This is a genomic window from Variovorax palleresanus (assembly GCF_051144945.1).
In the GTDB taxonomy this organism is placed as follows: Bacteria; Pseudomonadota; Gammaproteobacteria; order Burkholderiales; family Burkholderiaceae_C; genus Variovorax; species Variovorax paradoxus_S.
Genome location: NZ_JBJNVP010000002.1, coordinates 1,203,886 through 1,224,384 on the forward strand (window position 1 = coordinate 1,203,886; position 20,499 = coordinate 1,224,384).

14 protein-coding genes are annotated in these 20,499 nt (G+C 67.5%); 7 read left to right on the top strand and 7 right to left on the bottom strand.

Annotation, left to right across the window (positions count from 1 at the left end; translation table 11 throughout):
• Positions 1-47 precede the first annotated feature (47 nt).
• The 5 genes from ACJ7Z0_RS09340 to ACJ7Z0_RS09360 form a co-directional block, all read right to left on the bottom strand.
• Positions 48-1,439: an NCS2 family permease gene (locus tag ACJ7Z0_RS09340; RefSeq protein ID WP_431128894.1), complete on the bottom strand. Its 1,392-nt coding sequence runs from the start codon at positions 1,437-1,439 to the stop codon at positions 48-50.
• Positions 1,440-1,515: 76 nt separating this feature from the next.
• The gene (locus ACJ7Z0_RS09345) at positions 1,516-2,499 is read right to left on the bottom strand and encodes a LysR family transcriptional regulator (RefSeq protein ID WP_431128891.1); all 984 of its coding nucleotides are present in this window, start codon (positions 2,497-2,499) and stop codon (positions 1,516-1,518) included.
• 126 nt (positions 2,500-2,625) lie between these two features.
• Positions 2,626-5,076: a xanthine dehydrogenase molybdopterin binding subunit gene (gene xdhB, locus ACJ7Z0_RS09350; protein ID WP_434789620.1), complete on the bottom strand. Its 2,451-nt coding sequence runs from the start codon at positions 5,074-5,076 to the stop codon at positions 2,626-2,628.
• Between the two features lie 2 nt (positions 5,077-5,078).
• The gene (gene xdhA / locus ACJ7Z0_RS09355; protein ID WP_434789621.1) at positions 5,079-6,722 is read right to left on the bottom strand and encodes a xanthine dehydrogenase small subunit; all 1,644 of its coding nucleotides are present in this window, start codon (positions 6,720-6,722) and stop codon (positions 5,079-5,081) included.
• 365 nt (positions 6,723-7,087) lie between these two features.
• Entirely contained in the window at positions 7,088-8,005 is a 918-nt protein-coding gene (locus ACJ7Z0_RS09360) for a LysR family transcriptional regulator (protein ID WP_434789622.1), read from the bottom strand.
• An 88-nt stretch (positions 8,006-8,093) separates the two neighbouring features.
• Here ACJ7Z0_RS09360 and ACJ7Z0_RS09365 point away from each other — a divergent pair, with 88 nt between their 5' ends.
• The 7 genes from ACJ7Z0_RS09365 (at position 8,094) to mgtA (ending at position 17,101) form a co-directional block, all read left to right on the top strand.
• Complete coding sequence (locus ACJ7Z0_RS09365; protein ID WP_434789623.1) at positions 8,094-10,253, top strand: thiamine pyrophosphate-dependent enzyme; 2,160 nt, start codon at positions 8,094-8,096, stop codon at positions 10,251-10,253.
• Between the two features lie 11 nt (positions 10,254-10,264).
• Entirely contained in the window at positions 10,265-11,884 is a 1,620-nt protein-coding gene (locus ACJ7Z0_RS09370; RefSeq protein ID WP_434792637.1) for an indolepyruvate oxidoreductase subunit beta family protein, read from the top strand.
• A 29-nt stretch (positions 11,885-11,913) separates the two neighbouring features.
• Positions 11,914-12,903 carry a Bug family tripartite tricarboxylate transporter substrate binding protein gene (locus ACJ7Z0_RS09375; RefSeq protein ID WP_434789624.1) on the top strand — a complete coding sequence of 330 codons (990 nt, stop codon included), beginning with the start codon at positions 11,914-11,916 and terminating at the stop codon, positions 12,901-12,903.
• Positions 12,904-12,943: 40 nt separating this feature from the next.
• Positions 12,944-13,363 carry an acyl-CoA thioesterase gene (locus ACJ7Z0_RS09380; protein ID WP_434789625.1) on the top strand — a complete coding sequence of 140 codons (420 nt, stop codon included), beginning with the start codon at positions 12,944-12,946 and terminating at the stop codon, positions 13,361-13,363.
• A 22-nt stretch (positions 13,364-13,385) separates the two neighbouring features.
• On the top strand, positions 13,386-13,589 hold the full coding sequence (locus ACJ7Z0_RS09385) for a hypothetical protein (RefSeq protein WP_434789626.1): 204 nt from the start codon (positions 13,386-13,388) through the stop codon (positions 13,587-13,589).
• A gap of 363 nt (positions 13,590-13,952) precedes the next feature.
• Positions 13,953-14,165: a hypothetical protein gene (locus tag ACJ7Z0_RS09390; protein ID WP_434789627.1), complete on the top strand. Its 213-nt coding sequence runs from the start codon at positions 13,953-13,955 to the stop codon at positions 14,163-14,165.
• 209 nt (positions 14,166-14,374) lie between these two features.
• Entirely contained in the window at positions 14,375-17,101 is a 2,727-nt protein-coding gene (gene mgtA, locus ACJ7Z0_RS09395; protein WP_434789628.1) for a magnesium-translocating P-type ATPase, read from the top strand.
• 370 nt (positions 17,102-17,471) lie between these two features.
• Here mgtA and ACJ7Z0_RS09400 read toward each other — a convergent pair whose 3' ends face one another.
• Both ACJ7Z0_RS09400 and ACJ7Z0_RS09405 read right to left on the bottom strand, forming a co-directional pair.
• Entirely contained in the window at positions 17,472-18,914 is a 1,443-nt protein-coding gene (locus ACJ7Z0_RS09400; RefSeq protein ID WP_307573501.1) for an NAD-dependent succinate-semialdehyde dehydrogenase, read from the bottom strand.
• Positions 18,915-19,093: 179 nt separating this feature from the next.
• Positions 19,094-20,434 carry a glycerate kinase type-2 family protein gene (locus ACJ7Z0_RS09405; protein ID WP_434789629.1) on the bottom strand — a complete coding sequence of 447 codons (1,341 nt, stop codon included), beginning with the start codon at positions 20,432-20,434 and terminating at the stop codon, positions 19,094-19,096.
• Positions 20,435-20,499: the final 65 nt, after the last annotated feature.

Here is a 20,499-nt window from a genome sequence, read left to right on the forward strand (position 1 = left end):
TACAAGTCTAATAGCGTGCCCGCGACGATCGGCGCTCGCGGCCGTGCTCAATGTCCTCCTACATAGGCAAACTTGAACAGGAAGATCGCCGCGATCACCCAGACCATTGCATGCACTTCCCGTGCCCGCCCGGTGAAGAGCTTGAGCACCGCGTAGGTGATGAAGCCGAAGGCCAGGCCGTTGGCGATCGAATAGGTGAAAGGCATGGCCAACGCGGTCACGACGGCCGGGATCACTTCGGTCGTGTCTTCCCATTCGAGATCGACCAGATCGCGCAGCATCAGGCAGCCTACGAAGAGCAGCGCCGGTGCGGTGGCATAGGCCGGCACCGAGCCCGCCAGCGGCGAGATCATGAGGCACGCGAGGAAGAGCGCCGCCACCACCACGGCCGTGAGGCCGGTGCGCCCGCCGGCCTGCACGCCGGCCGCGCTTTCCACGTAGGCGGTGGTGCTCGAGGTACCGAGCAGCGAGCCCGCGAAGATGGCGCCGCTGTCGGCCAAGAGCGCCTTGTTCATGCGCTCCATCTTGCCGGGCACGAGCAGGCCGGCGCGCTTGGCCACGCCCATCAGCGTGCCGGTCGCGTCGAACATCTCGACCAGGAAGAACACCAGCACCACGTTCAGGATGCCGCCCTTGAGTGCGCCCAGGATGTCAAGCTGCATGAAGGTGGGCGCGATGGATGGCGGCGCGTCGAACACGCCTTGAAACTTGTTGCCGCCGAAGAAGAACGACAGCACGGTCACCAGCATGATGCCGATCAGGATGGCGCCGCGCACCTTGAGCCGGTCGAGCACCACAATGACGAGGAAGCCCAGCGTCGCCAGCACCACCGGCGCCGAATGCAAATCGCCCAGCGTGACAAAGGTGGCCGGCGATGCCGCCACCACGCCCGCGCTCTTGAGCGCGATGAGCGCGAGGAACATGCCGATGCCCACGGTGATCGCCGTTCGCAGCGACTGCGGTATGCCTTGTATGAAAAGCTCCCGCAACCCCGTGACCGTGACGATGAGGAACAGGCAGCCCGAGATGAACACCGCGCCCAGCGCCACCTGCCATGTGTAGCCCATGCCCAGCACCACCACGTAGGCGAAGTAGGCGTTGAGCCCCATGCCCGGCGCCATGGCGATCGGGTAGTTGGCATACAGGCCCATGATCAGCGTGCCCACCGCGGCGATCAGGCAGGTGGCCACGAAGACCGAGCCCTTCGGCATGCCCGCGTCGCCGAGGATCGACGGGTTCACGAAGATGATGTAGGCCATCGTCAGGAAGGTGGTGAGCCCCGCGATGACTTCGGTGCGCACCGTGGTGTTGTGCTCTGTCAGCTTGAACATGCGTTCAAGCCAGTTCGCGCTCTGCGGCGCGGTGCGCGGGCGCGCGGCCTCGGTGCTCCCCGAGGCACGGGGATCGGTGACCTTGGGCACCTCTTCAAACCTGTTCATGTCGCTTGTCTCCAGCTGTTTTATGCGGCGGTTCTTCATCGTTGCTTCGGCCACGCCGCCAGCGCGGCCGAAGGCTTCAGGGCGGATCGGGAAATTCAGTCAGCGAAGCCCGCGCAACGTGCGTCGAAGGCGCGGGCCGCAGCGATGCCGCCACGCCCTTGATGCATTCGCGCAGCCAGCGTGCGGAGCTCGACGAATGGGTGCGCTCGTGCCAGAGCTGGTAGTACATGAGGCGCGGCAGCGCCACCGGGCAATCGAGAATCTTCACCGGCAGCCGCGCCGCGAAGCGCTCGCAGTACTGGCGCCCGGTGGTCAGCACCAGGAGGCTCGAGGCCACCATGTCGGGAATGAGGCTGAAGTGCGCGCAGCGCGCCGTGATGTTGCGCTGCCGCCCGAGCTCGTCGAGCATCTGGTCGATGATGCCGCGCCCCCCGGGGTGCATGGGCGTGGGCGCAATGTGCTCGGCCGCGAGCCAGGTTTCCAGGTCCCAGCCGCGGCGCACCGCCGGATGGTCCTGGTTCACCAGCGACACCACCTCGTCGCCAAAGAGCCGCGCCATGTGCAGGTCTTCCGGGGGCTTCTGCCAGTTGCCGATCACCAGGTCGACCTGCCCGAGCGCCAGATGGCCGTGGTAGTCCGAGTCGGGAGAGAGCGCGTGGATCTCGATCTGGCACAGCGGTGCCTCGCGCTTCACGTGCGCCACCAGCATCGGCAGGAAGAGCGGGTCCAGGTAGTCGCTCGCGGCAATGCGAAAGGTGGTGGCCGCCGACTGCGGCTCGAAGCCGCGCGCATCGGAGAACAGCATCTCGGCCGCGCGCAGGATGCTGGCGGCGGGCTCGATCATCCGCAGCCCCGCATCGGTCGGCACCATGCCGGAGCCCGAGCGCACCAGCAGAGGGTCGCCCGACAGCTCGCGCAGGCGCTTCAGTGCGGCCGAAACGGCCGGCTGGTACATGCCCAGGCGAATGGCGGCGCGCGAGACGCTGCGGTCGGTCAGCACGGTGTGAAGCACCCGGATGAGATGAAGATCGATCTTGTCGAAAAGGGCCTGGTCACGCATGGCGCTCCCCCACGGCAGTGGTCCGCAACCCCGGCGCGGCAAAGCCGGTTCCGCGGTGTTTCGCGAAGGGGATCAGGACGTAGGGCATTGGGAGGACTTTGGACATGCGCCAAAGTCTACGAGTGGCTATGCAGACTGGACGGCGGTGATCGCGCGAAGAATCGACTCGCTCGTGGCCGGCGCCTGAAGCGGCGGATCGACCCTGTGGCCGCCGACCGCCGACACCGCGTCGCGGATCGCGAAGAACACCGAGAACGGCAGCAGGAGCGGCGGCTCGCCGACGGCCTTGCTGCGGTGGATCGAGTCCTCGAAGTTCTGGCCTTCGAACAGGCGCACGTTGAACACCGGCGGGCAGTCGTTGGCGGTCGGAATCTTGTAGGTGCTGGGCGCGTGCGTGGTGAGCATGCCGCTTTTCGGATGCCACACCAGCTCTTCGGTGGTGAGCCAGCCCATGCCCTGGATGAAGGCGCCTTCGACCTGGCCGATGTCCACGGCCGGGTTCAGCGACTTGCCCGCGTCGTGCAGGATGTCGGCGCGCAAGAGCTTCCATTCGCCGGTGAGCGTGTCGACGATCACCTCGCTCACCGCCGCGCCATAGGCGTAGTAGTAGAACGGGCGGCCCTGCATCTTGTCCTTGTCCCAGCTGAGGCCAGGCGTGGCGTAGAAGCCGTCGGACCACAGCTGCTTGCGGTCGAGATACGCCTCACCCACCACGGTGCTGAAGGCCAGCGAGCGGCCGTTGACATCGACCTTGTCGTTGGCAAAGCGCACCTCGCTCGCCTTGCCGCCGTGGCGTTCTGCTGCGCTCTCGGCCAGGCGCTCGCGGATCTGGCGTGCGGCATCCTGCGCGGCCTTGCCGTTCAGGTCGGCGCCGGTCGATGCGGCCGTGGCCGAGGTGTTGGCCACCTTGGTGGTGTCGGTGGCAGTGACGCGCACGCGCTCGAAGCTCACGCCCAGTTCATGCGCCACCACCTGCGCCACCTTGGTGTTGAGGCCCTGACCCATTTCGGTACCGCCGTGGTTCACGAGGATCGAACCGTCGGTGTACACGTGCACCAGCGCGCCGGCCTGGTTGAAGTGCTTCACGTTGAACGAGATGCCGAACTTGAGCGGCGCCAGCGCCAGGCCGCGTTTGAGCACCGTGCTCTTCGTGTTGAAGGCGGCGATCTCTTCGCGCCGCGCGCGGTAGTCGCTGCTGGCTTCGAGGTCGGCCACCAGTTCGTGCACGATGTTGTCGGTCACGGTCTGGCGGTACGGCGTGACGTTGTTCTCGGCCTTGCCGTAGAAGTTGATGCGCCGCACGTCGAGCGGATCGCGGCCCAGTGTGCGCGCGACCGAGTCCATGATGTTCTCGATGGCGATGGCGCCCTGCGGGCCGCCAAAGCCGCGGAAGGCCGTGTTGCTCTGCGTGTTGGTCTTGCCCGAGTAGCCGTGCATGGCCACGTTGGGCAGCCAGTAGGTGTTGTCGAAGTGGCACAGCGCCCGGGTCATCACCGGGCCCGACAGGTCGGCCGAGTGGCCGGCACGCGAGACCATGACGATCTCGGCACCGAGGATGCGGCCCTCGTCGTCGTAGCCCACTTCGTACTCGTACCAGAAGCAGTGGCGCCGGCCGGTGATCATGAAGTCGTCGTCGCGGTCGAGCCTGAGCTTCACCGGACGGCGCAGCTTGCTGGCCGCCACCGCGGCCACGCAGGCAAAGAGCGCCGACTGCGATTCCTTGCCGCCGAAGCCGCCGCCCATGCGCCGGCATTCGACGTGCACCTCGTTCGACTGCAGGTGCAGAGCGTGCGCCACCAGGTGCTGCATCTCGCTCGGGTGCTGCGTGGAGCAATGGATGTGCAGCGCGCCGCCCTCCTTCGGAATGGCGTAGCTGATCTGGCCTTCGAGATAGAACTGCTCCTGCCCGCCGACGTCGAGCGTGGCGGTGTGGCGGTGCGGCGCCGCGGCGATGGCGGCGCGCACGGCGGCCTCGTCGCCTTCGTTGGCCGCGCCGCCGCTGCGCACGATGTGCATCGGCGGCACCACGTACTGGCCGCGCGCATGCGCGTCCTGCGGCGTGAGCACGGGCGGCTGCGCCTCGACGGCGATGACGTCCTTGGCCTTGGCGGCCGCACGGCGCGCGGCCTCGCGCGTTTCTGCGATCACGGCGAACACCGGCTGGCCCAGGTAGCGGATCTGGCCGCCGTCCTTCAGCGAAAGCAGGATCGGGTCGTCATGCACGATCGAGCCGCAATCGTTGCTGCCCGGAATGTCGTCGGCGGTAAGCACCGAGACTACGCCCGGCATCGCGCGGATGGCATCGAGCGACAGCGCCGTCACGCGCCCGTTGGCCGCGGGCGACAGGCCCAGCGCGCAATGCAGCGTGCCGGCAATTTCGGGAATGTCGTCGATGTAGGTGGCTTCGCCGGCCACGTGCAGGTGCGCCGACTCGTGCGGCCGGCTGATGCCGACGCGCGCGCCCTGGTCGTGCGCCAGGGTTTCGGCGCCCTGGTCGATGCGGGCGGCGGTGTTCTTGAGGTAGTCGGCAAAGGCCTCGGAGGGCTGCAGCAGGCGGGCGTCGATGGGTTTGTTCATGATCAGACCCCTTCCGCGGCCTTGTCGGCCTTGATCGTCGTTGAATGAGGCATCGCGCTCCACACGCTGGTCTCTTCAAGCGACAGCGCGCCTTCGGTGCGGGTTTCGAGCCAGAGCCGCTGGATCAGGTTCTGCGCCACTTGCAGGCGGTAGCCGGCCGAGGCGCGCATATCCGACAGCGGCTGGAAGTCTTGCGCGAGCGCCAGCCTGGCGGCGTTCACGCTGGCCTGGGTCCATGGCTTGCCGACGAGCGCGGCCTCGGCGTTGGCGGCGCGCTTCACGATGGCGGCCATGCCACCGAAGGCGAGGCGCACGGCCTTGACGGTGTCGCTGCCGGGCTCCAGTTCGACCGCAAAGCCGGCGCACAGTGCCGAGATGTCGCAGTCGAAGCGTTTGCTGATCTTGTAGGCGCGCACCTGGCGCTGCATGGCCGCGAGCGGAACCGCCAGCCCCTGCACGAACTCGCCGGGCTGCAGCTGGTTCTTCATGTAGTCGATGTAGAAATCGGGCAACGGCATGCGGCGCACGGCATTGCCGCGGCGCAGTTCGATCTCGGCGTCGAGCGACATCAGCACCGGTGGCGAATCGCCGATGGGCGAACCGTTGGCCACGTTGCCGCCCATGGTGCCGGCATGGCGGATGGGAGGAGAGGCAAAGCGCAGCCACACGTCTTCCAGGCTGGGCACGCGCTGCACCAGGGCTTCGAAGGCCGATTCGAGCGAGGCGCCCGCGCCGATGTAGAGCTCGCCGCCTGTGTCGTTCTGGCGGACTTCGATGGTCTTCATTTCAGCCACGTCGCCCACGTAGATGATGTCGCCCAGATCGCGAAACTGCTTGTTGACCCACAGGCCGACGTCGGTCGAGCCCGAGAGCAGTTGGGCACCGGGTTTCTGCTCGCGCAGCGCCGCAAGCTGTGCCAGTGTCTTGGGGGCATGGAAATGGTCGACGCGGGCGCCGAGCGGCGCGGCGTAGTCGAAGCCGTCGTTGCCGCGCAATGCCGTGAGCGCGGCCACCACGGGCTCTGTATCGAGCCGCACCGCCGGCAGGTCGAACATGCGCTGGCCCGCATCCAGAATCGGCCGGTAGCCGGTGCAGCGGCACAGGTTGCCGGAAAGCTCGTCGGCCAGCTGCTGCCGCGTAGGCTGGGTGCCCTCGGCCTGGTGGTGCTCGTACGCGGACCACAGCGACATCACGAATCCGGGAGTGCAGAAGCCGCACTGCGAGCCATGGCAGTCGACCATGGCTTGCTGCACCGGGTGCAGCCGGTGCACGGGATGCGGACGCTTGTCCTGCCCCTGCACTTCGGTGGCGGCGGGCGCGTTGGCGGGGCACTGGTCCTTGAGGTCTTCGACCGTGAAGAGCGCCTTGCCATGCAGGGTCGGCAAGAACTGGATGCAGGCGTTGACCGTCTGCAACTGCAGGCCGCCGATGACGCCGGGGGCATTGGCATCGGTAGCCAGCTCTCCGATCACGACCGTGCAGGCGCCGCAGTCACCCTCGTTGCAGCCTTCCTTGGTGCCGGTGCAGTGCGCGTCCTCGCGCAGCCAGTCGAGCACCGATCGGGTCGGATGGACACCGCTGACGTCGACGATCTTGCCGCGATGGAAGAAGCGGATCGGTTGGATGTTGTTGCGCTCTGTACTCATGCTTTTTGGCTCGTGGGTGACCGGTTTTCCCGGCCATGCCCGGACGTTAGCCGGTTGCGCCCCGGCCCACATACCGCGTGAACCATATTGCGTATGTCGGCGCGGGTATGCGACCTAGGGAGAAACCCTGAAGAGCGAGAGCAAGTCCCGGGCCATGGTTAGGACTGGCAGCGTGGAATATGGGCACTTTCGAAACGAATCTCGCGCGCTGATATTTGTTGACATTCCTGATCGCCTTTCGCTCCCACTTTCGCTTCCAGAATCCGGCCACATAGCCCGCCGACCTCCGTGGCCTTCGGATCGCGAAGGCCGTAATGCTCGGACTTGGATAGACGTGGTCGATCTGCGGGGCGAGCAGGTCGACTTCACGGGCCGCCAGTTCGACGTTCCGAGAACAGCGCCGTGATCACCTGGCGCAGCCAGTGGTTGGCCGGATCGGCCTCGAAGCGCTTGCTCCAGTGCAGCGATACGGTGAAGTCGCGCAGCGGAAACGACGGCTCGACGATGGCGTAGCCGCCCTCTTCGGCAAAGCCGCGCGCAATGTTGCGCGGCATCACCACGGCAAGATCGGTGGCACGCACGATGGCCGGCAACACCATGAAGTGCTCGGTCGTGAGGCGCACTCGGTCTTCGAGGTTCAGCAGCTGCAGGATGCGCAGCGTGTCGGCATGCGTGCGCACCGCCACGTAGTCGAGCTCCTGCAATGCCTCGAGCAGCGCCTGCCCGCTGCGCCGCCGCTTGGCGAAGGGATGGCCCTTGCGCAGCAGCACGATGTAGCGGTCTTTCAGCAACTGGGCGCGCTGCGTGTCCTTCACCTTGGGCAGGAAACCGAAGGCGAAGTCGACCCGGCCGCTGTCGAGCGCCGCGGCAATGTCGCCGGTGGCCAGTGGCATGGTCTCCACCCGCACGCTCGGCGCCAGCTCGCGCAGCCGCGCCATCAGCGCCGGCAGGAAGCGGCCCTCGCCGATGTCGCTCATGTGGATGCGAAACAGCTTGCGCGACGTCGCCGGGTCGAAGCGCTCGGGCTCCGCCAGCGCCTGCTGCAGCATGGCCAGCGCCGCCTGCACCGGCACCGCCAGCCGCTCGGCCCGCGGCGTGGGCGCCACGCCGCCGGGGGTGCGCGTGAAGAGCGCATCGCCCAGCAAGAGGCGCAGCCGCGTGAGGCCGTGGCTGGCCGCCGGCTGCGTGAGCCCCAGGGCATCGGCCGCACGGCTCACGCTGCGGGCCCGGAAGACCGCATCGAAGAGCCGCAGCAGGTTGAGGTCCAGCTTTTCAATATGCATGGCGTTTATGTCGCATAGCTTGCTTATTTTATTGATGTATGGCGGCGCGGCGACCACACTGCGCAACCCCCAAAAGAAAAGAGACACGATGGAAGTTTCATTCAGCAAGGAAGTCGAGTTGCTGCGCCTCGGCGCCGGCGACACCTTCCACGGCGAGGGCATCCTCGCCATCACCAAGGGCCTGTTGCAATCCGGCGTGGCCTATGTGGGCGGCTACCAGGGCGCGCCGGTGTCGCACCTGCTCGACGTGATGGTCCAGGGCAAGGCCTACATGGACGAACTCGGCGTGCACGTGGAAGCCTGCTCCAACGAGGCCTCGGCCGCGGCGATGCTCGGCGCGTCCATTCACTATCCGCTGCGCGGCGCGGTCACCTGGAAGTCAATCGTCGGCACCAACGTAGCGGCCGATGCGCTCTCCAACCTGTCGTCGCCCGGTGTCACCGGCGGCGTGCTGGTGGTGGTGGGCGAGGACTACGGCGAAGGCGCCAGCGTGATCCAGGAGCGCACGCATGCCTATGCGCTCAAGTCGAGCATGTGCCTGCTCGATCCGCGGCCCGACCTGGGCGTGATGGTGCGCATGGTCGAACACGGCTTTCGGCTCTCGGAGGCTTCGAACATGCCCTGCCTCATGGAGCTGCGCATCCGCACCTGTCACGTGCGCGGCAGCTTCGAGTGCAAGGACAACATCGCGCCCGCGGTGTCGACCCGCGCCTTGATGAGCGAGCCCGCGGGCTTCGACTACATGCGGCTCGCGCATCCGCCCGTCACCTTTCGCCACGAAAAACTCAAGGGCGACGAACGCATTCCGGCGGCGCGGCGCTACATCGTCGAACACGGGCTCAACGAGTTGATCCCGGGCGGCAGCCATGCCGACCTCGGCATCGTGGTGCAGGGCGGGCTCTACAACGCGCTCGTCCGCAGCCTGCAGCAGCAGGGCCTCGCCGATGCGTTCGGCGAAACGGACATTCCGATCCTGGTGCTGAACGTGACCTACCCGCTGGTGCCCGAACAGGTGGCCGCCTTCTGCGTGGGCAAGCGCGCGGTGCTGGTGGTGGAAGAAGGCCAGCCCGAATACATCGAGCAGGACATTGCCACCCTGCTGCGCCGGCGCGACATCCAGACGCCGCTGCACGGCAAGGACATGCTGCCTGCAGCCGGCGAATACGGCGTCGAGGTTCTCTCGGGCGGCATCGGCACGTTCGCGGCAAAGTACATCGAGGCCGGCGAAGCCTTGTCGTCCGCGAAGGCCTGGCTGGCCGGCAACCGCGAACGCCGCGAGGCGGTGGCGCGCCAGCTCTCCGTGCCCTTGCCCAACCGGCCGCCGAGCTTCTGCATCGGTTGCCCCGAACGGCCGGTGTTCTCGGCGCTGAAGCTCGCGCAGCAGGAGACCGGGTCGGTGCACATCGCGGCCGACATCGGCTGCCATGCCTTCGGCACCTTCGAGCCCTTTTCGATGGGCCACTCGATCCTCGGCTACGGCATGAGCCTGGCAAGCCGCGCGGGCGTGGCGCCGATGATGAACCGCCGCACGCTGTCGATCATGGGCGACGGCGGCTTCTGGCACAACGGCCTGCTCACGGGCGTGCAGAGCGCGCTCTTCAACGACGACGACGCGGTGCTGCTGATCTTCAAGAACGGCTACACCTCGGCCACCGGCACGCAGGACATCATCTCGACGCCCGACGACGAAACGAAGGAGCGCGCCGTCGACAAGCAGCAGAGCCTGGTCGACAAGAACCAGACCATCGAGGCCACGCTCACCGGCCTGGGCGTGAAATGGATGCGCACCGTGACCACCTACGACGTGGAGCGCATGCGCAAGACCCTGACCGAAGCGCTCACCAGCGACTTCAACGGCCTGAAGGTGGTGATTGCCGAAGGCGAATGCCAGCTCGAGCGCCAGCGCCGCATCAAGCCCTGGATTGCAAGCCTCTTGAAGAAAGGCGAGCGCGTGGTGCGCGTGAAGTACGGAGTGGACGAAGACGTGTGCAACGGCGACCACGCCTGCATCCGCCTCTCGGGCTGCCCCACGCTCACGCTCAAGGACAACCCCGATCCGCTCAAGGTCGATCCCGTGGCCACGGTGATCGACGGCTGCGTGGGCTGCGGCCTGTGCGGCGAGAACGCGCACGCGGCCACGCTGTGCCCGAGCTTCTATCGCGCCGAGGTGGTGCAGAACCCGAAGTGGCACGAGCGCCTGCTGCATTCGTTGCGCGGCGCGTTCGTGCGAGCCCTGCAACCCGCATGAAGGGCGACGACATGGAACGCAACCGTCCCCTCACCCTCCTCGTCTGCGCCCTTGGCGGCGAAGGCGGCGGCGTGCTCACCGAATGGCTGGTCGACATCGCCCGCCATGCCGGCTATGCCGCGCAGAGCACGTCGATTCCCGGCGTGGCGCAGCGCACCGGCGCCACCACCTACTACATCGAAGTGTTCCCGGTGCCGCTCGCCCAGCTCGACGGCAGGCGTCCGGTATTCAGCCTGAGCCCGGTGCCTGGCGCGCTGGACGCCATCGTGTCGTCGGAGCTGCTCGAGACCGCGCGGCAGATCGGCAACGGCATGAGCGCGCCGATGCGCACGCTGGTCATCAGCTCGTCGGCGCGCATCTTCACCACGGCCGAGCGCATGCAGCCCGGCGACGGCCGCGCCGATGCGCAGCAACTGCTCGACGTGGTCAAGGCCTTCAGCCGCGAACACCATGTGTTCGACATGAACGCCGTAGCGCGCGAGGCCGGCACGGTGGTCAGCGCCGTGATGCTCGGCGCCATTGCGGGCAGCGGCCTGTTTCCGTTCCCGCGCGCCGCCTACGAGCACGTGGTGCGCGGCGGCGACGCGAGCGCGCCGCAAAAGCTGGGCAAGATAGCGGCCGCGAGCCTGCGCGGATTTGCCGCCGCCTTCGATGCGGTGAACGCGCCGCGCGCACAGGCCGCCTTCGTGAGCAGCGTGATGGCCGGCGACACCAGCGATGCGCCGCCACCGCCGCGCGCCCTGCCCGATGACCTGGCGCGGCGCTTTCCGCCCGCCGTGCACGACATGCTCGCGCTCGGCCATGCGCGCGTGCTCGACTACCAGGACGCCGCTTACGCCGAGCTTTATGCCGTGCGGCTGGCCAAGGTGCTCGATGCCGAGCGCGCCGCCGATCCCGCAGGCGCACAAGGCTTTGCCGTCACCCGCGAGACCGCGCGCTGGCTCGCGCTGTGGATGGCCTTCGACGACATCGTGCGCGTGGCCGCGCTCAAGGGCCGCGCCAGTCGTGCGCAACGCGTGCGGCACGAGGTGCGCGCGGCCGACGAAGACATCGTGAAGGTCTACGACCACTTCAAGCCCGGCACCGCCGAGTTCGCCGCGCTGCTGCCGCCAGCCTTGGCACGCCGCGTGCAGGCCTGGGACCGGCGGCGCCAGGCAGGAGGCAGGGAGCCCTGGGCGCTGCCGCTCAAGGTGGGCAGCCACTCGGTGTTCGGCATGGCGTCGCTGCGGCTCCTGTCTTCATTCAAATGGCTGCGCCGCCGCGGCCAGCGCTTTGCCGAGGAGCAGGCGTTGATCGAACGCTGGCTCGCGGCTGTGGAGAGCGGCACGCGCGAAGCCTGGACGCTGGGCCGCGAGTTGGCGCTGTGCGGGCGGCTCATCAAGGGCTACGGCAGCACCAACGAACGCGGCAAGCACAACCTGCTGCACATGATCGACGAGCTCGCGGGCGGCGCGGCCCTGCCGGCGCCCACGCGCGCCGACGCGATTGCCGCGGCGCGCGAAGCGGCCCTGGCGGACGAAGGCGGCAAGGCGCTCGATGCCGCGCTGGTGAGTCACGGCGCCGCGCCGCGGCCGGTGCAGGCTCAGCCGATACGCTGGATGAAGCGGCCGCCCACCACCACCCTATCCTGAATTCATAACAACCAAGGAGACACGACCCCATGCCCCACCACGCCCTTCCCTGGCGACGACGCCTGCTGTTCACCGCCGCCTGCGCGCTGCTGGCCTGCACGCACGCACAGACCCATGCCGACACCTGGCCCTCCAAGCCGATCAAGGTGATCGTCAACTTCCCGCCCGGCGGCGCCGCGGACCAGATCGCGCGCGCAGTCTCGCAGCCGCTGCAGGAGGCGCTCAAGCAACCGGTGGTGATCGAAAACCGCGCCGGCGCCAACGGCAACGTCGGCGGCGAGGCGGCCGCGCGCGCGCCGGCCGACGGCTACACGCTGCTCATGAGTTCGGGCGGCATGGTGTCGGTGAATCCGCACCTGTATGCGCGCATGAGCTTCGACCCGTCGAAGGATCTGGTGCCCGTGGCGGCGGCCGCGCGCGTGCTGGTGTTCCTGGTGACCAAGCCCTCGCTGCCGCCCACCAACGTGCGCGAGTTCATCGCCTACCTCAAGGCCAATCCGGGCAAGCTCTCGTACGGCTCGCCGGGCAACGGCAGCTCGCCGCACCTGGCAGGCGAAATGTTCAAGAGCCAGGCTGGCGTCTTCGCGCTGCACGTGCCCTACCGCGGCGCCGCGCCCGCGCTTCAAGACCTTCTGGCGGGCCAGATCGACTACGCCTTCGATCCCGGCATCGGCCTGCAGCAGGTGCGTGCCGGCAAGCTCCGGCTGCTGGCGGTGGGAAGTCCGCGTCGCTCGCCTCAGTTCCCGGACGTGCCCACGCTCGACGAAGCGGGTTTGCGCGGCTTCGATGCCGACACCGTGTTCGGCTTCTACGCGCCCGCGGGCACGCCGCCGGAAGTCGTGGCGCAGCTGAATGCGCAGATCAACCGCGCGCTTGCGCTGCCGGCCGTGAAGGAGCGCATCGCCTCGCTCGGCGGCGAAGCGGTGCCGGGCTCGCCGGCCGAGTTCCACCAGCGCGCCGCGGCCGATTCGCAGCGCTTCGGTGCGGTGATCCGCGACCGCAAGATCAGTGCGGACTGAGCGCGCGCTTCGCGCACCGATTGCCGACGAAAATGAGCCCATGAGCAGCAGCAAGGAAATCATCTACACCGCACGCGTCGAGTTCGGCGACTGCGACCCCGCCGGCATCGTCTGGTTTCCCAACTTCTTTCGCTGGATCGATGCGGCCTCGCGCCACTTCTTCGCAGAATGCGGCGTGCCGCGCTGGGAAGAAACGGCGCAGATGCTGGGCGTCATCGGCACGCCGCTGGTCGACACGCACACGCGCTTCGTCAAGGCCGCGAGCTACGGCGACACGCTGCAGATTGCGGTGCGCATCACCGAGTGGCGCGACAAGAGCTTCGTGCAGACCTACCGCGTGGCGCGCGGCGAGGATCTGATCCTCGAATGCGAAGAGGTGCGCATCTTTGCCGCGAAGCGCGAGGGCGGCGGCATCCGCGCGGTGCCGATTCCGCCATCCATTCGTGCGCTCTGCGAATAGGCCCCGGTCTTAGAATGAACCGATGAACTGGCGCACTCTTCTTCCCCTTGCCCTGCTTGCCACCGGCTGCTCGTCACCCCCCAACGAGGTGGTGCCGTTCCGCGATGGGGCCTTGCGTGCCCCCAGCTACACCCAGGCCGCCGACTATTGCAGCGCCAAGCGCGCAACGCCGCGCTGGCTCGGCAAGGCACCTGCGGAATCTGGCGTTCTGTTCCAGTGCTACTGAGCTTCGCGGCCCATCGCGAGGTGTCTTGTTGAGCACCGCGCCAAAGCCCTGCGCAATGCCGAGCCAAAGGGTTGACGGCCCTCATGACGCAGTGCAACAATCCTGCATCTTTACTTCGGAGCCCCGTGCGTGGACAGTGCCAGTTGGATCAGTGACAAGACGCGTGCCTCGGCAGGCGTGACACACCCGGCCCTCTAGCGCAGGCTCTTTTGCGCTGCGGCCGCCGTGCACGCAGCGTGACCCGTTCGCCATTCAGGCAAAGCGGTTCTCCCCTCCCGAATCCCGTCGTTCTCCGTCACTGACTTATTCAGTCAGCTTGCGTGTGTCCGTGCACGAGGCCCTTCATCGCGAAGGAGCCTTGCCATGCGTCAAATCCAATCTCGTCAGCAGCAGCAACAGCAGCAGCCGGTGCAGGAATCCGTTCGCCCGTCGGCGCACGTGCCCGCGCGCGCCGCGGCCACCAAGCAAGACGTCGAGAACGAGATGCTGGACCGCGCGGCCGCGCTCTGGACCACGCGGCGCATCCGCAGCTTCTTCCTGCTGCTCGAGCAACCCTCCCGCACCACGCAACGCTGACGCGTCGCCCCACCCCGCACCGCTAGGCAACCAAGAAACAAGGAGGCCTCATGGAACCCGCTTCTCATTGGCGCCCCTGCGCGCCGCCCATGTTCCGACCGATCGATAACAACGAAATGCAGCGCACTGCGCCGCAAGGGGATTCCCACGCCTGATTGATGGAGGCGGGAGGTTCTTCCCTTCGCGGCCCGCGCCGCGAAGGAAAAAAAGTGAAGAACGTCCTGAAGTCCTTTTTCGAGAGCTTTCTGCGCAGCCGCCGCATGCTGCATCATTTCGAGCGCTGGCAGACGCTGCTGGGCTCCAAGCCGGTGGGCGTGGCCTCGGCCGCCATGCCGGCCGATATCGCCAAGGCACTGGCCGCCGCATCCCACACCAATGCCGGCGAGCTGCTCTCAAGGCTCGACAGTTCGCCGCAGGGCCTTGGCGAAACCCAGGCACAGGTGCTGCGCAAGCGCCTCGGCAGCAACGAGGTGCGCCACGAGCAGCCGCTGCCGTGGTGGACGCATCTGTGGCAGTGCTACCGCAATCCGTTCAACCTGCTGCTGACCGTGCTGGCGCTGACCTCGTACGTGACCGAGGACATGAAGGCCACACTCGTGATCGGCAGCATGGTGGTGCTGTCGACCGTGCTGCGCTTTCTTCAGGAGTCGCGCTCCAACAAGGCAGCCGAGCGGCTCAAGGCGATGGTGAGCAACACCGCTACCGTGCTGCGGCCCGAGCCCGACGCAGCCGCGGGCGCGCGGCGTGTCGAAGTACCGATGCGCGACCTGGTGCCGGGCGACGTGATCGCGCTCTCGGCCGGCGACATGATCCCGGCCGACTGCCGCCTGCTGGGTGCCAAGGATCTGTTCATCAGCCAGTCCGCCCTCACCGGCGAAGCCATGCCCGTGGAGAAGTTCTCCATCGACCGCGGCGGCCCTGAAGCCGGTGTCCTCGAGCGCGAGAACCTGCTTTTCATGGGCACCAACGTGATCAGCGGCACCGCCACCGCGCTCATCGTGCACACCGGAGACCGCACCTTCTTCGGTGCTCTCGCGCAGCGCGTGACGGCCGCCGACAACGGCACCAGCGCGTTCCAGGCCGGCATCAACCGCGTGAGCTGGGTGCTGATCCGCTTCATGCTGGTGATGGCGCCGCTGGTGCTGGTGATCAACGGCGTGGCCAAGGGCGACTGGTGGGAGGCGGCGCTGTTCGCGCTGTCGATCGCGGTCGGCCTCACGCCCGAGATGCTGCCGATGATCGTGACCGCGACGCTCGCCAAGGGCGCAGTGGTGATGTCGCGCCGGAAGGTGATCGTGAAGCGGCTCGAGGCCATTCACAACTTCGGCGCCATGGACGTGCTGTGCACCGACAAGACCGGCACGCTGACGCAGGACCGCATCGTGCTGGAGCGCCACACCAACGCGTGGGGTGAAGTGTCGGACCACGTGCTGCAGCTCGCCTACCTGAACAGCTTTCACCAGACGGGCCTGAAGAATCTTCTGGACAAGGCCGTGCTGAATCACGCCGAGATGCAGCCCGGGACGCCGCTGCAGACGGCCTGGCGCAAGATCGATGAAGTGCCCTTCGACTTTTCTCGCCGCCGCATGTCGGTGGTGGTGGAGAACGGCGGCAGCGAGCACCTGCTGATCTGCAAGGGTGCGCTGGAAGAGATCCTGTCGGTATGCACTTTCGTCGAGCGAGGCGCCGAGGTGCTGGCGCTCGATGCCGAGCTGCTCGCGCGCATCCATCGCGTGGCGTCGGAGCTGAACGCGCAGGGGCTGCGCGTGGTGGCGGTGGCCAGCCAGGCGCTGAAGGCGGAAGCGCGCAAGCCCGCCTACGGCGTGGCCGACGAATCAGGGCTCACGCTGCTGGGGTACGTGGCGTTTCTCGATCCGCCGAAGGAATCCACCGCCCCCGCGTTGCGCGCGCTGGCTGACCACGGCGTGGCGGTGAAGGTGCTGACGGGCGACAACGAACTGGTCACGCGCAAGGTCTGCGGCGACGTGGGCATCGAAGCCGGCCATATCGTGCTCGGCCGCGAGATCGAGGACCTGCGCGATGACGAACTGCGCGCGCTGGTCGAGCGACACCAGGTGTTCGCCAAGCTCACGCCCGCGCACAAGGAACGCATCGTGCACGCGCTGCATGCCAACGGGCACGTGGTGGGCTTCATGGGCGACGGCATCAACGATGCACCGGCGCTGCGCGCCGCGGACATCGGCATCTCGGTGGACGGCGCGGTGGACGTGGCCAAGGAGTCGGCCGACATCATCCTGCTGGAGAAGAGCCTGATGGTGCTGGAGCAAGGCGTGGTCGAGGGCCGTCGCACGTTCGCCAACATGCTGAAGTACATCAAGCTCACGGCGAGCTCGAACTTCGGCAACGTGTTCTCGGTGCTGGTGGCGAGCGCGTTCCTGCCCTTTCTTCCGATGTTGCCGCTGCACCTGCTGGTGCAGAACCTGCTGTACGACGTGTCGCAGATCGCGATTCCGTTCGACAACGTCGACCCGGAGTTCCTGCGCAAGCCGCAGAGCTGGAACCCGGCCGACCTGGGCCGCTTCATGGTGTTCTTCGGGCCGCTGAGTTCGGTGTTCGACATCATGACCTACGCCGTGATGTGGTTCGCGTTCTCAGCCAACACGGTGGCGAACCAGACCTTGTTCCAGTCGGGCTGGTTCATCGAAGGCCTGCTGTCGCAGACGCTGATCGTGCACCTGATCCGCACGCGAAAGATCCCGTTCCTGCAGAGCCGCGCGGCCTGGCCTCTGCTGGCGATGGGCGCTGCCATTGCCGTGGCCGGTATCTGGCTGCCGATGGGGCGGCTCGCGCACTACTTCCGGCTGCAGGCGCTTCCGCTGGCCTACTTTCCGTGGCTGGCGGCGATGCTGGCCGGTTATGCCGCTCTGACGCAAACGGTCAAGGGCTGGTATGCGCGGCGGTATGGGTGGCAGTGACGAGCGAGTGTTCTTGTTCCTTTTGTTCAGGGGTCTTTTGTTCAGGGCGCGTGCACAGGCCACCGGGTACTCCCCTCCGCGAATGTCCCCCGCCTTCGGCTCCTCCTTTATTTCGCTGCGGGGAGCACCCGGCGCCCTGTGCCCACTGGGCGCTGTGCTTATTCCGCTCGATCAAACACCGCCCCGAGCAACGATCCCGTCGATGGGGTGCCTTGCGCAGCGAAATAAAGGAGGAGGCCGCAGGCCGGGGGACATTCGCGGAGAAAGGTACCCCGTCGGCGGGAGCGCCGCCCTGAACAACGGCATAAAAAAAGCGGCACCGCCGAAGCGATGCCGCCTTTCCAGAAACCAAGCGGACTGAACGAGCCGCTCAGACGCTCATGATCGAAACAGCCTTGGTGTTCAGGTAAGCCTCGAGCGCCTCGGGGCCGCCTTCGGAGCCGTAGCCCGAATCCTTCACGCCGCCGAACGGCATTTCCGGCGAGGGTGCGGCGGGCTGGTTGATCCACAGCATGCCGAGTTCGAGTTTCTGGCTCAACAGGTGCGCGTTCTTGATCGACTTGGTGAAAGCGTAGCCTGCCAGGCCGAACGGCAGGCGGTTGGCTTCGGCGATGGCTTCTTCGAGCGTGTCGAAGCCGCGGATCGCCGCGATGGGGCCGAAGGGCTCGTTGTTGAACACGTCGGCATCGAGCGGCACGTCGGTCAGCACCGTGGGCGCGAAGAAATTGCCCGTGTCGCCGATACGCTCGCCGCCGGCGGCCACGGTGGCGCCCTTCTTGCGCGCATCGTCCAGCACGTGGGCCATGGCCGTGAGGCGGCGCGCATTGGCGAGCGGGCCGAGGGTCGTGCCTTCGGCCAGGCCGTCGCCGAGCTTCAGGCCTTCGGTGTACTTGACCAGCGTGCGCGCGAACTCCTCGCGCAGGCTGTTGTGCACCAGGAAGCGGGTGGGCGAGATGCAGACCTGGCCCGCGTTGCGGAACTTGGCGGCGCCCGCAGCCTTCACGGCCAGCGCCACGTCGGCGTCTTCGGCCACGATGACCGGTGCGTGGCCGCCCAGCTCCATGGTGACGCGCTTCATGTGCGAGCCGGCCAGCGCAGCCAGTTGCTTGCCGACCGGTGTGGAGCCCGTGAAGGTGACCTTGCGGATGATCGGGTGCGAGATCAGGTAGTTCGAAATCTCGGCCGGGTTGCCGAACACCAGGCCCACGGTGCCGGGCGGAATGCCGGCATCGACGAAAGCCTGCAGCAGCGCGGCGGGGGATGCCGGGGTTTCTTCGGGCGCCTTCACCAGGAACGAGCAGCCGGTGGCCAGCGCCGCGCCGAGCTTGCGCACGATCTGGTTGATGGGGAAGTTCCACGGCGTGAACGCGGCGACGGGGCCCAGCGGCTCCTTGATCACCAGTTGCTGCGCGGCCAGGTTGCGCGAGGGGACGATGCGGCCGTAGACGCGGCGGCCTTCGTCGGCGAACCATTCGATGATGTCGGCCGCGGCCAGCGTTTCGCCCTTGGCTTCGGCCAGCGGCTTGCCTTGTTCCTGCGTGAGCAGCTTGGCGATTTCCGGGGCGCGTTCGCGGATCAGGCCGGCGGCGCGGCGCATCACGGCGGCGCGCTCGTTGGCGGGGGTGTTGCGCCACTTTTCAAAGCCGCGCTGGGCGGCGGCCAGGGCGCGATCGAGGTCGGCGATGCTGGCATGCGCCACCTTGCCGATGGCCTTGCCGGTGGCCGGGTTCACGACGTCCAGCGTCTTGCCGCCGGTGGCGTCGACCCATTCGTTGTCGATCAGCAGGCGGGTGTCGGTGTAGGTGGCGGTCATGGCGAACTTTTCCTTCGAGGACTGGATGATGGTGAAAAAGGGGGAAATCTGGATGCGCGGCGCGGCACCCCGAAAGGTGCGCCTTGCGACAGCGGCGGCAATTTGCCGCCGCCGGGTGCATAGGTTAACCCGACTTCACAAAGCCCGCCGGAGCCGGGGAACCGGCCCCCCTCCCGTCGCTACAGGATCAGGAGCGCGCGAAAGTCGTTGACGTTGGTGTTCGTGGGCCCGGTCACGAACAGGTCGCCGATGGCGTCGAAATAGCCATACGCGTCGTTGCGGTCGAGGTGGTCCGACAGCTTCCTGCCGGCCGCGGCAGCGCGCGCCAGCGTGTCGGGCGTTACGAAGGCGCCAGCGTTGTCTTCCACGCCGTCGATGCCGTCGGTGTCGGCGGCCAGCGCCCACACCTGCGGCTGGCCCATCAGTGCGCCGGCCAGCCCCATGCAAAGCTCGCCGGCCCGGCCGCCGCGGCCCTTGGCCTGGCCGGGCTGGCGCGGGCGGATGGTGACGGTGGTTTCGCCGCCCGAAAGAATGACGCAGGGCCGCGCAAATGGCTGGCCGCGGTGCGACACGGCGCGTGCCAATGCGGCATGCACCTTGCCGACTTCGCGCGATTCGCCTTCGATCTCGTCGCTGAGGATGTGCGCTTCGATGCCGGCCTCGCGTGCCACCCTTGCCGCTGCTTCTAGTGATTGCTGCGGCGTGGCGATCATGTGGACTTCATGGCCCTTGAACACGGCGTCGCCCGGCTTCGGGGTTTCGAGCGCGCCGCTTTCGAGTTGCGCGCGCACCGGCGCCGGCACCTCGATGCCGTAGCGGTCAAGAATGGCGAGTGCATCGGCGCAGGTGGTCGCATCCGGCACCGTGGGGCCGCTCGCAATAACGGCCGCGTCGTCGCCCGGCACGTCGCTGATGGTGAGCGTCACCACGCGCGCCGGCGCGCAGGCCGCGGCCAGCCTGCCCCCCTTGATACGCGACAGGTGCTTGCGCACGCAGTTCATCTCGCCGATGCCGGCACCGCTGTCGAGCAGCTGCTTGTTGATGCGCTGCTTGTCGGCCAGCGTGAGGCCTTCGGCGGGCAAGACCAGCAGCGACGAGCCGCCGCCCGAGATCAGGCACAGCACGAGGTCGTCGGCCGTCAGCCCCTGGGCCAACGCGAGGATGCGCTCGGCGGCCTGCTGCCCAGCCGCATCGGGCACCGGATGCGCGGCTTCGACGAGTTCGATGCGCTGCGGCACGCCTTCGGGCCGAGCCGGAATGTGGTCGTAGCGCGTGACGACCAGGCCCGACAGCGGCGCGTCGGCCGGCCAGAGGGCTTCGAGCGCCTGCACCATTGAGCCGCCGGCCTTGCCGGCGCCGAGCACCAGCGTGCGGCCCTTGGGCGGCGGCGGCAGGTGGGCGCCCAGCGTGGACAGCGGCAGCGCGCGGTCCACCGCCACGCGGTAGAGGTGCTCGAGAAAGGCGCGCGGTGCTTCGCGCGGATCGGGCACGGGCCCGATGGACGAGGTCGATGCGGTCATGGCTTGCGTTGTCTCCATCCGGCGATTGTGCGGCGAACGGCGGCCCGCTCTCTTGATCGCGGTCT

What these genes read in the sequence shown, in the direction of transcription:
- ACJ7Z0_RS09340 (WP_431128894.1), bottom strand. Translation starts at nt 1,439, where the DNA reads ATGAACAGGTTTGAAGAGGTGCCCAAGGTCACCGATCCCCGTGCCTCG.
- ACJ7Z0_RS09345 (WP_431128891.1), bottom strand. Translation starts at nt 2,499, where the DNA reads ATGCGTGACCAGGCCCTTTTCGACAAGATCGATCTTCATCTCATCCGG.
- xdhB (WP_434789620.1), bottom strand. Translation starts at nt 5,076, where the DNA reads ATGAACAAACCCATCGACGCCCGCCTGCTGCAGCCCTCCGAGGCCTTT.
- xdhA (WP_434789621.1), bottom strand. Translation starts at nt 6,722, where the DNA reads ATGAGTACAGAGCGCAACAACATCCAACCGATCCGCTTCTTCCATCGC.
- ACJ7Z0_RS09360 (WP_434789622.1), bottom strand. Translation starts at nt 8,005, where the DNA reads ATGCATATTGAAAAGCTGGACCTCAACCTGCTGCGGCTCTTCGATGCG.
- ACJ7Z0_RS09365 (WP_434789623.1), top strand. Translation starts at nt 8,094, where the DNA reads ATGGAAGTTTCATTCAGCAAGGAAGTCGAGTTGCTGCGCCTCGGCGCC.
- ACJ7Z0_RS09370 (WP_434792637.1), top strand. Translation starts at nt 10,265, where the DNA reads ATGGAACGCAACCGTCCCCTCACCCTCCTCGTCTGCGCCCTTGGCGGC.
- ACJ7Z0_RS09375 (WP_434789624.1), top strand. Translation starts at nt 11,914, where the DNA reads ATGCCCCACCACGCCCTTCCCTGGCGACGACGCCTGCTGTTCACCGCC.
- ACJ7Z0_RS09380 (WP_434789625.1), top strand. Translation starts at nt 12,944, where the DNA reads ATGAGCAGCAGCAAGGAAATCATCTACACCGCACGCGTCGAGTTCGGC.
- ACJ7Z0_RS09385 (WP_434789626.1), top strand. Translation starts at nt 13,386, where the DNA reads ATGAACTGGCGCACTCTTCTTCCCCTTGCCCTGCTTGCCACCGGCTGC.
- ACJ7Z0_RS09390 (WP_434789627.1), top strand. Translation starts at nt 13,953, where the DNA reads ATGCGTCAAATCCAATCTCGTCAGCAGCAGCAACAGCAGCAGCCGGTG.
- ACJ7Z0_RS09400 (WP_307573501.1), bottom strand. Translation starts at nt 18,914, where the DNA reads ATGACCGCCACCTACACCGACACCCGCCTGCTGATCGACAACGAATGG.
- ACJ7Z0_RS09405 (WP_434789629.1), bottom strand. Translation starts at nt 20,434, where the DNA reads ATGACCGCATCGACCTCGTCCATCGGGCCCGTGCCCGATCCGCGCGAA.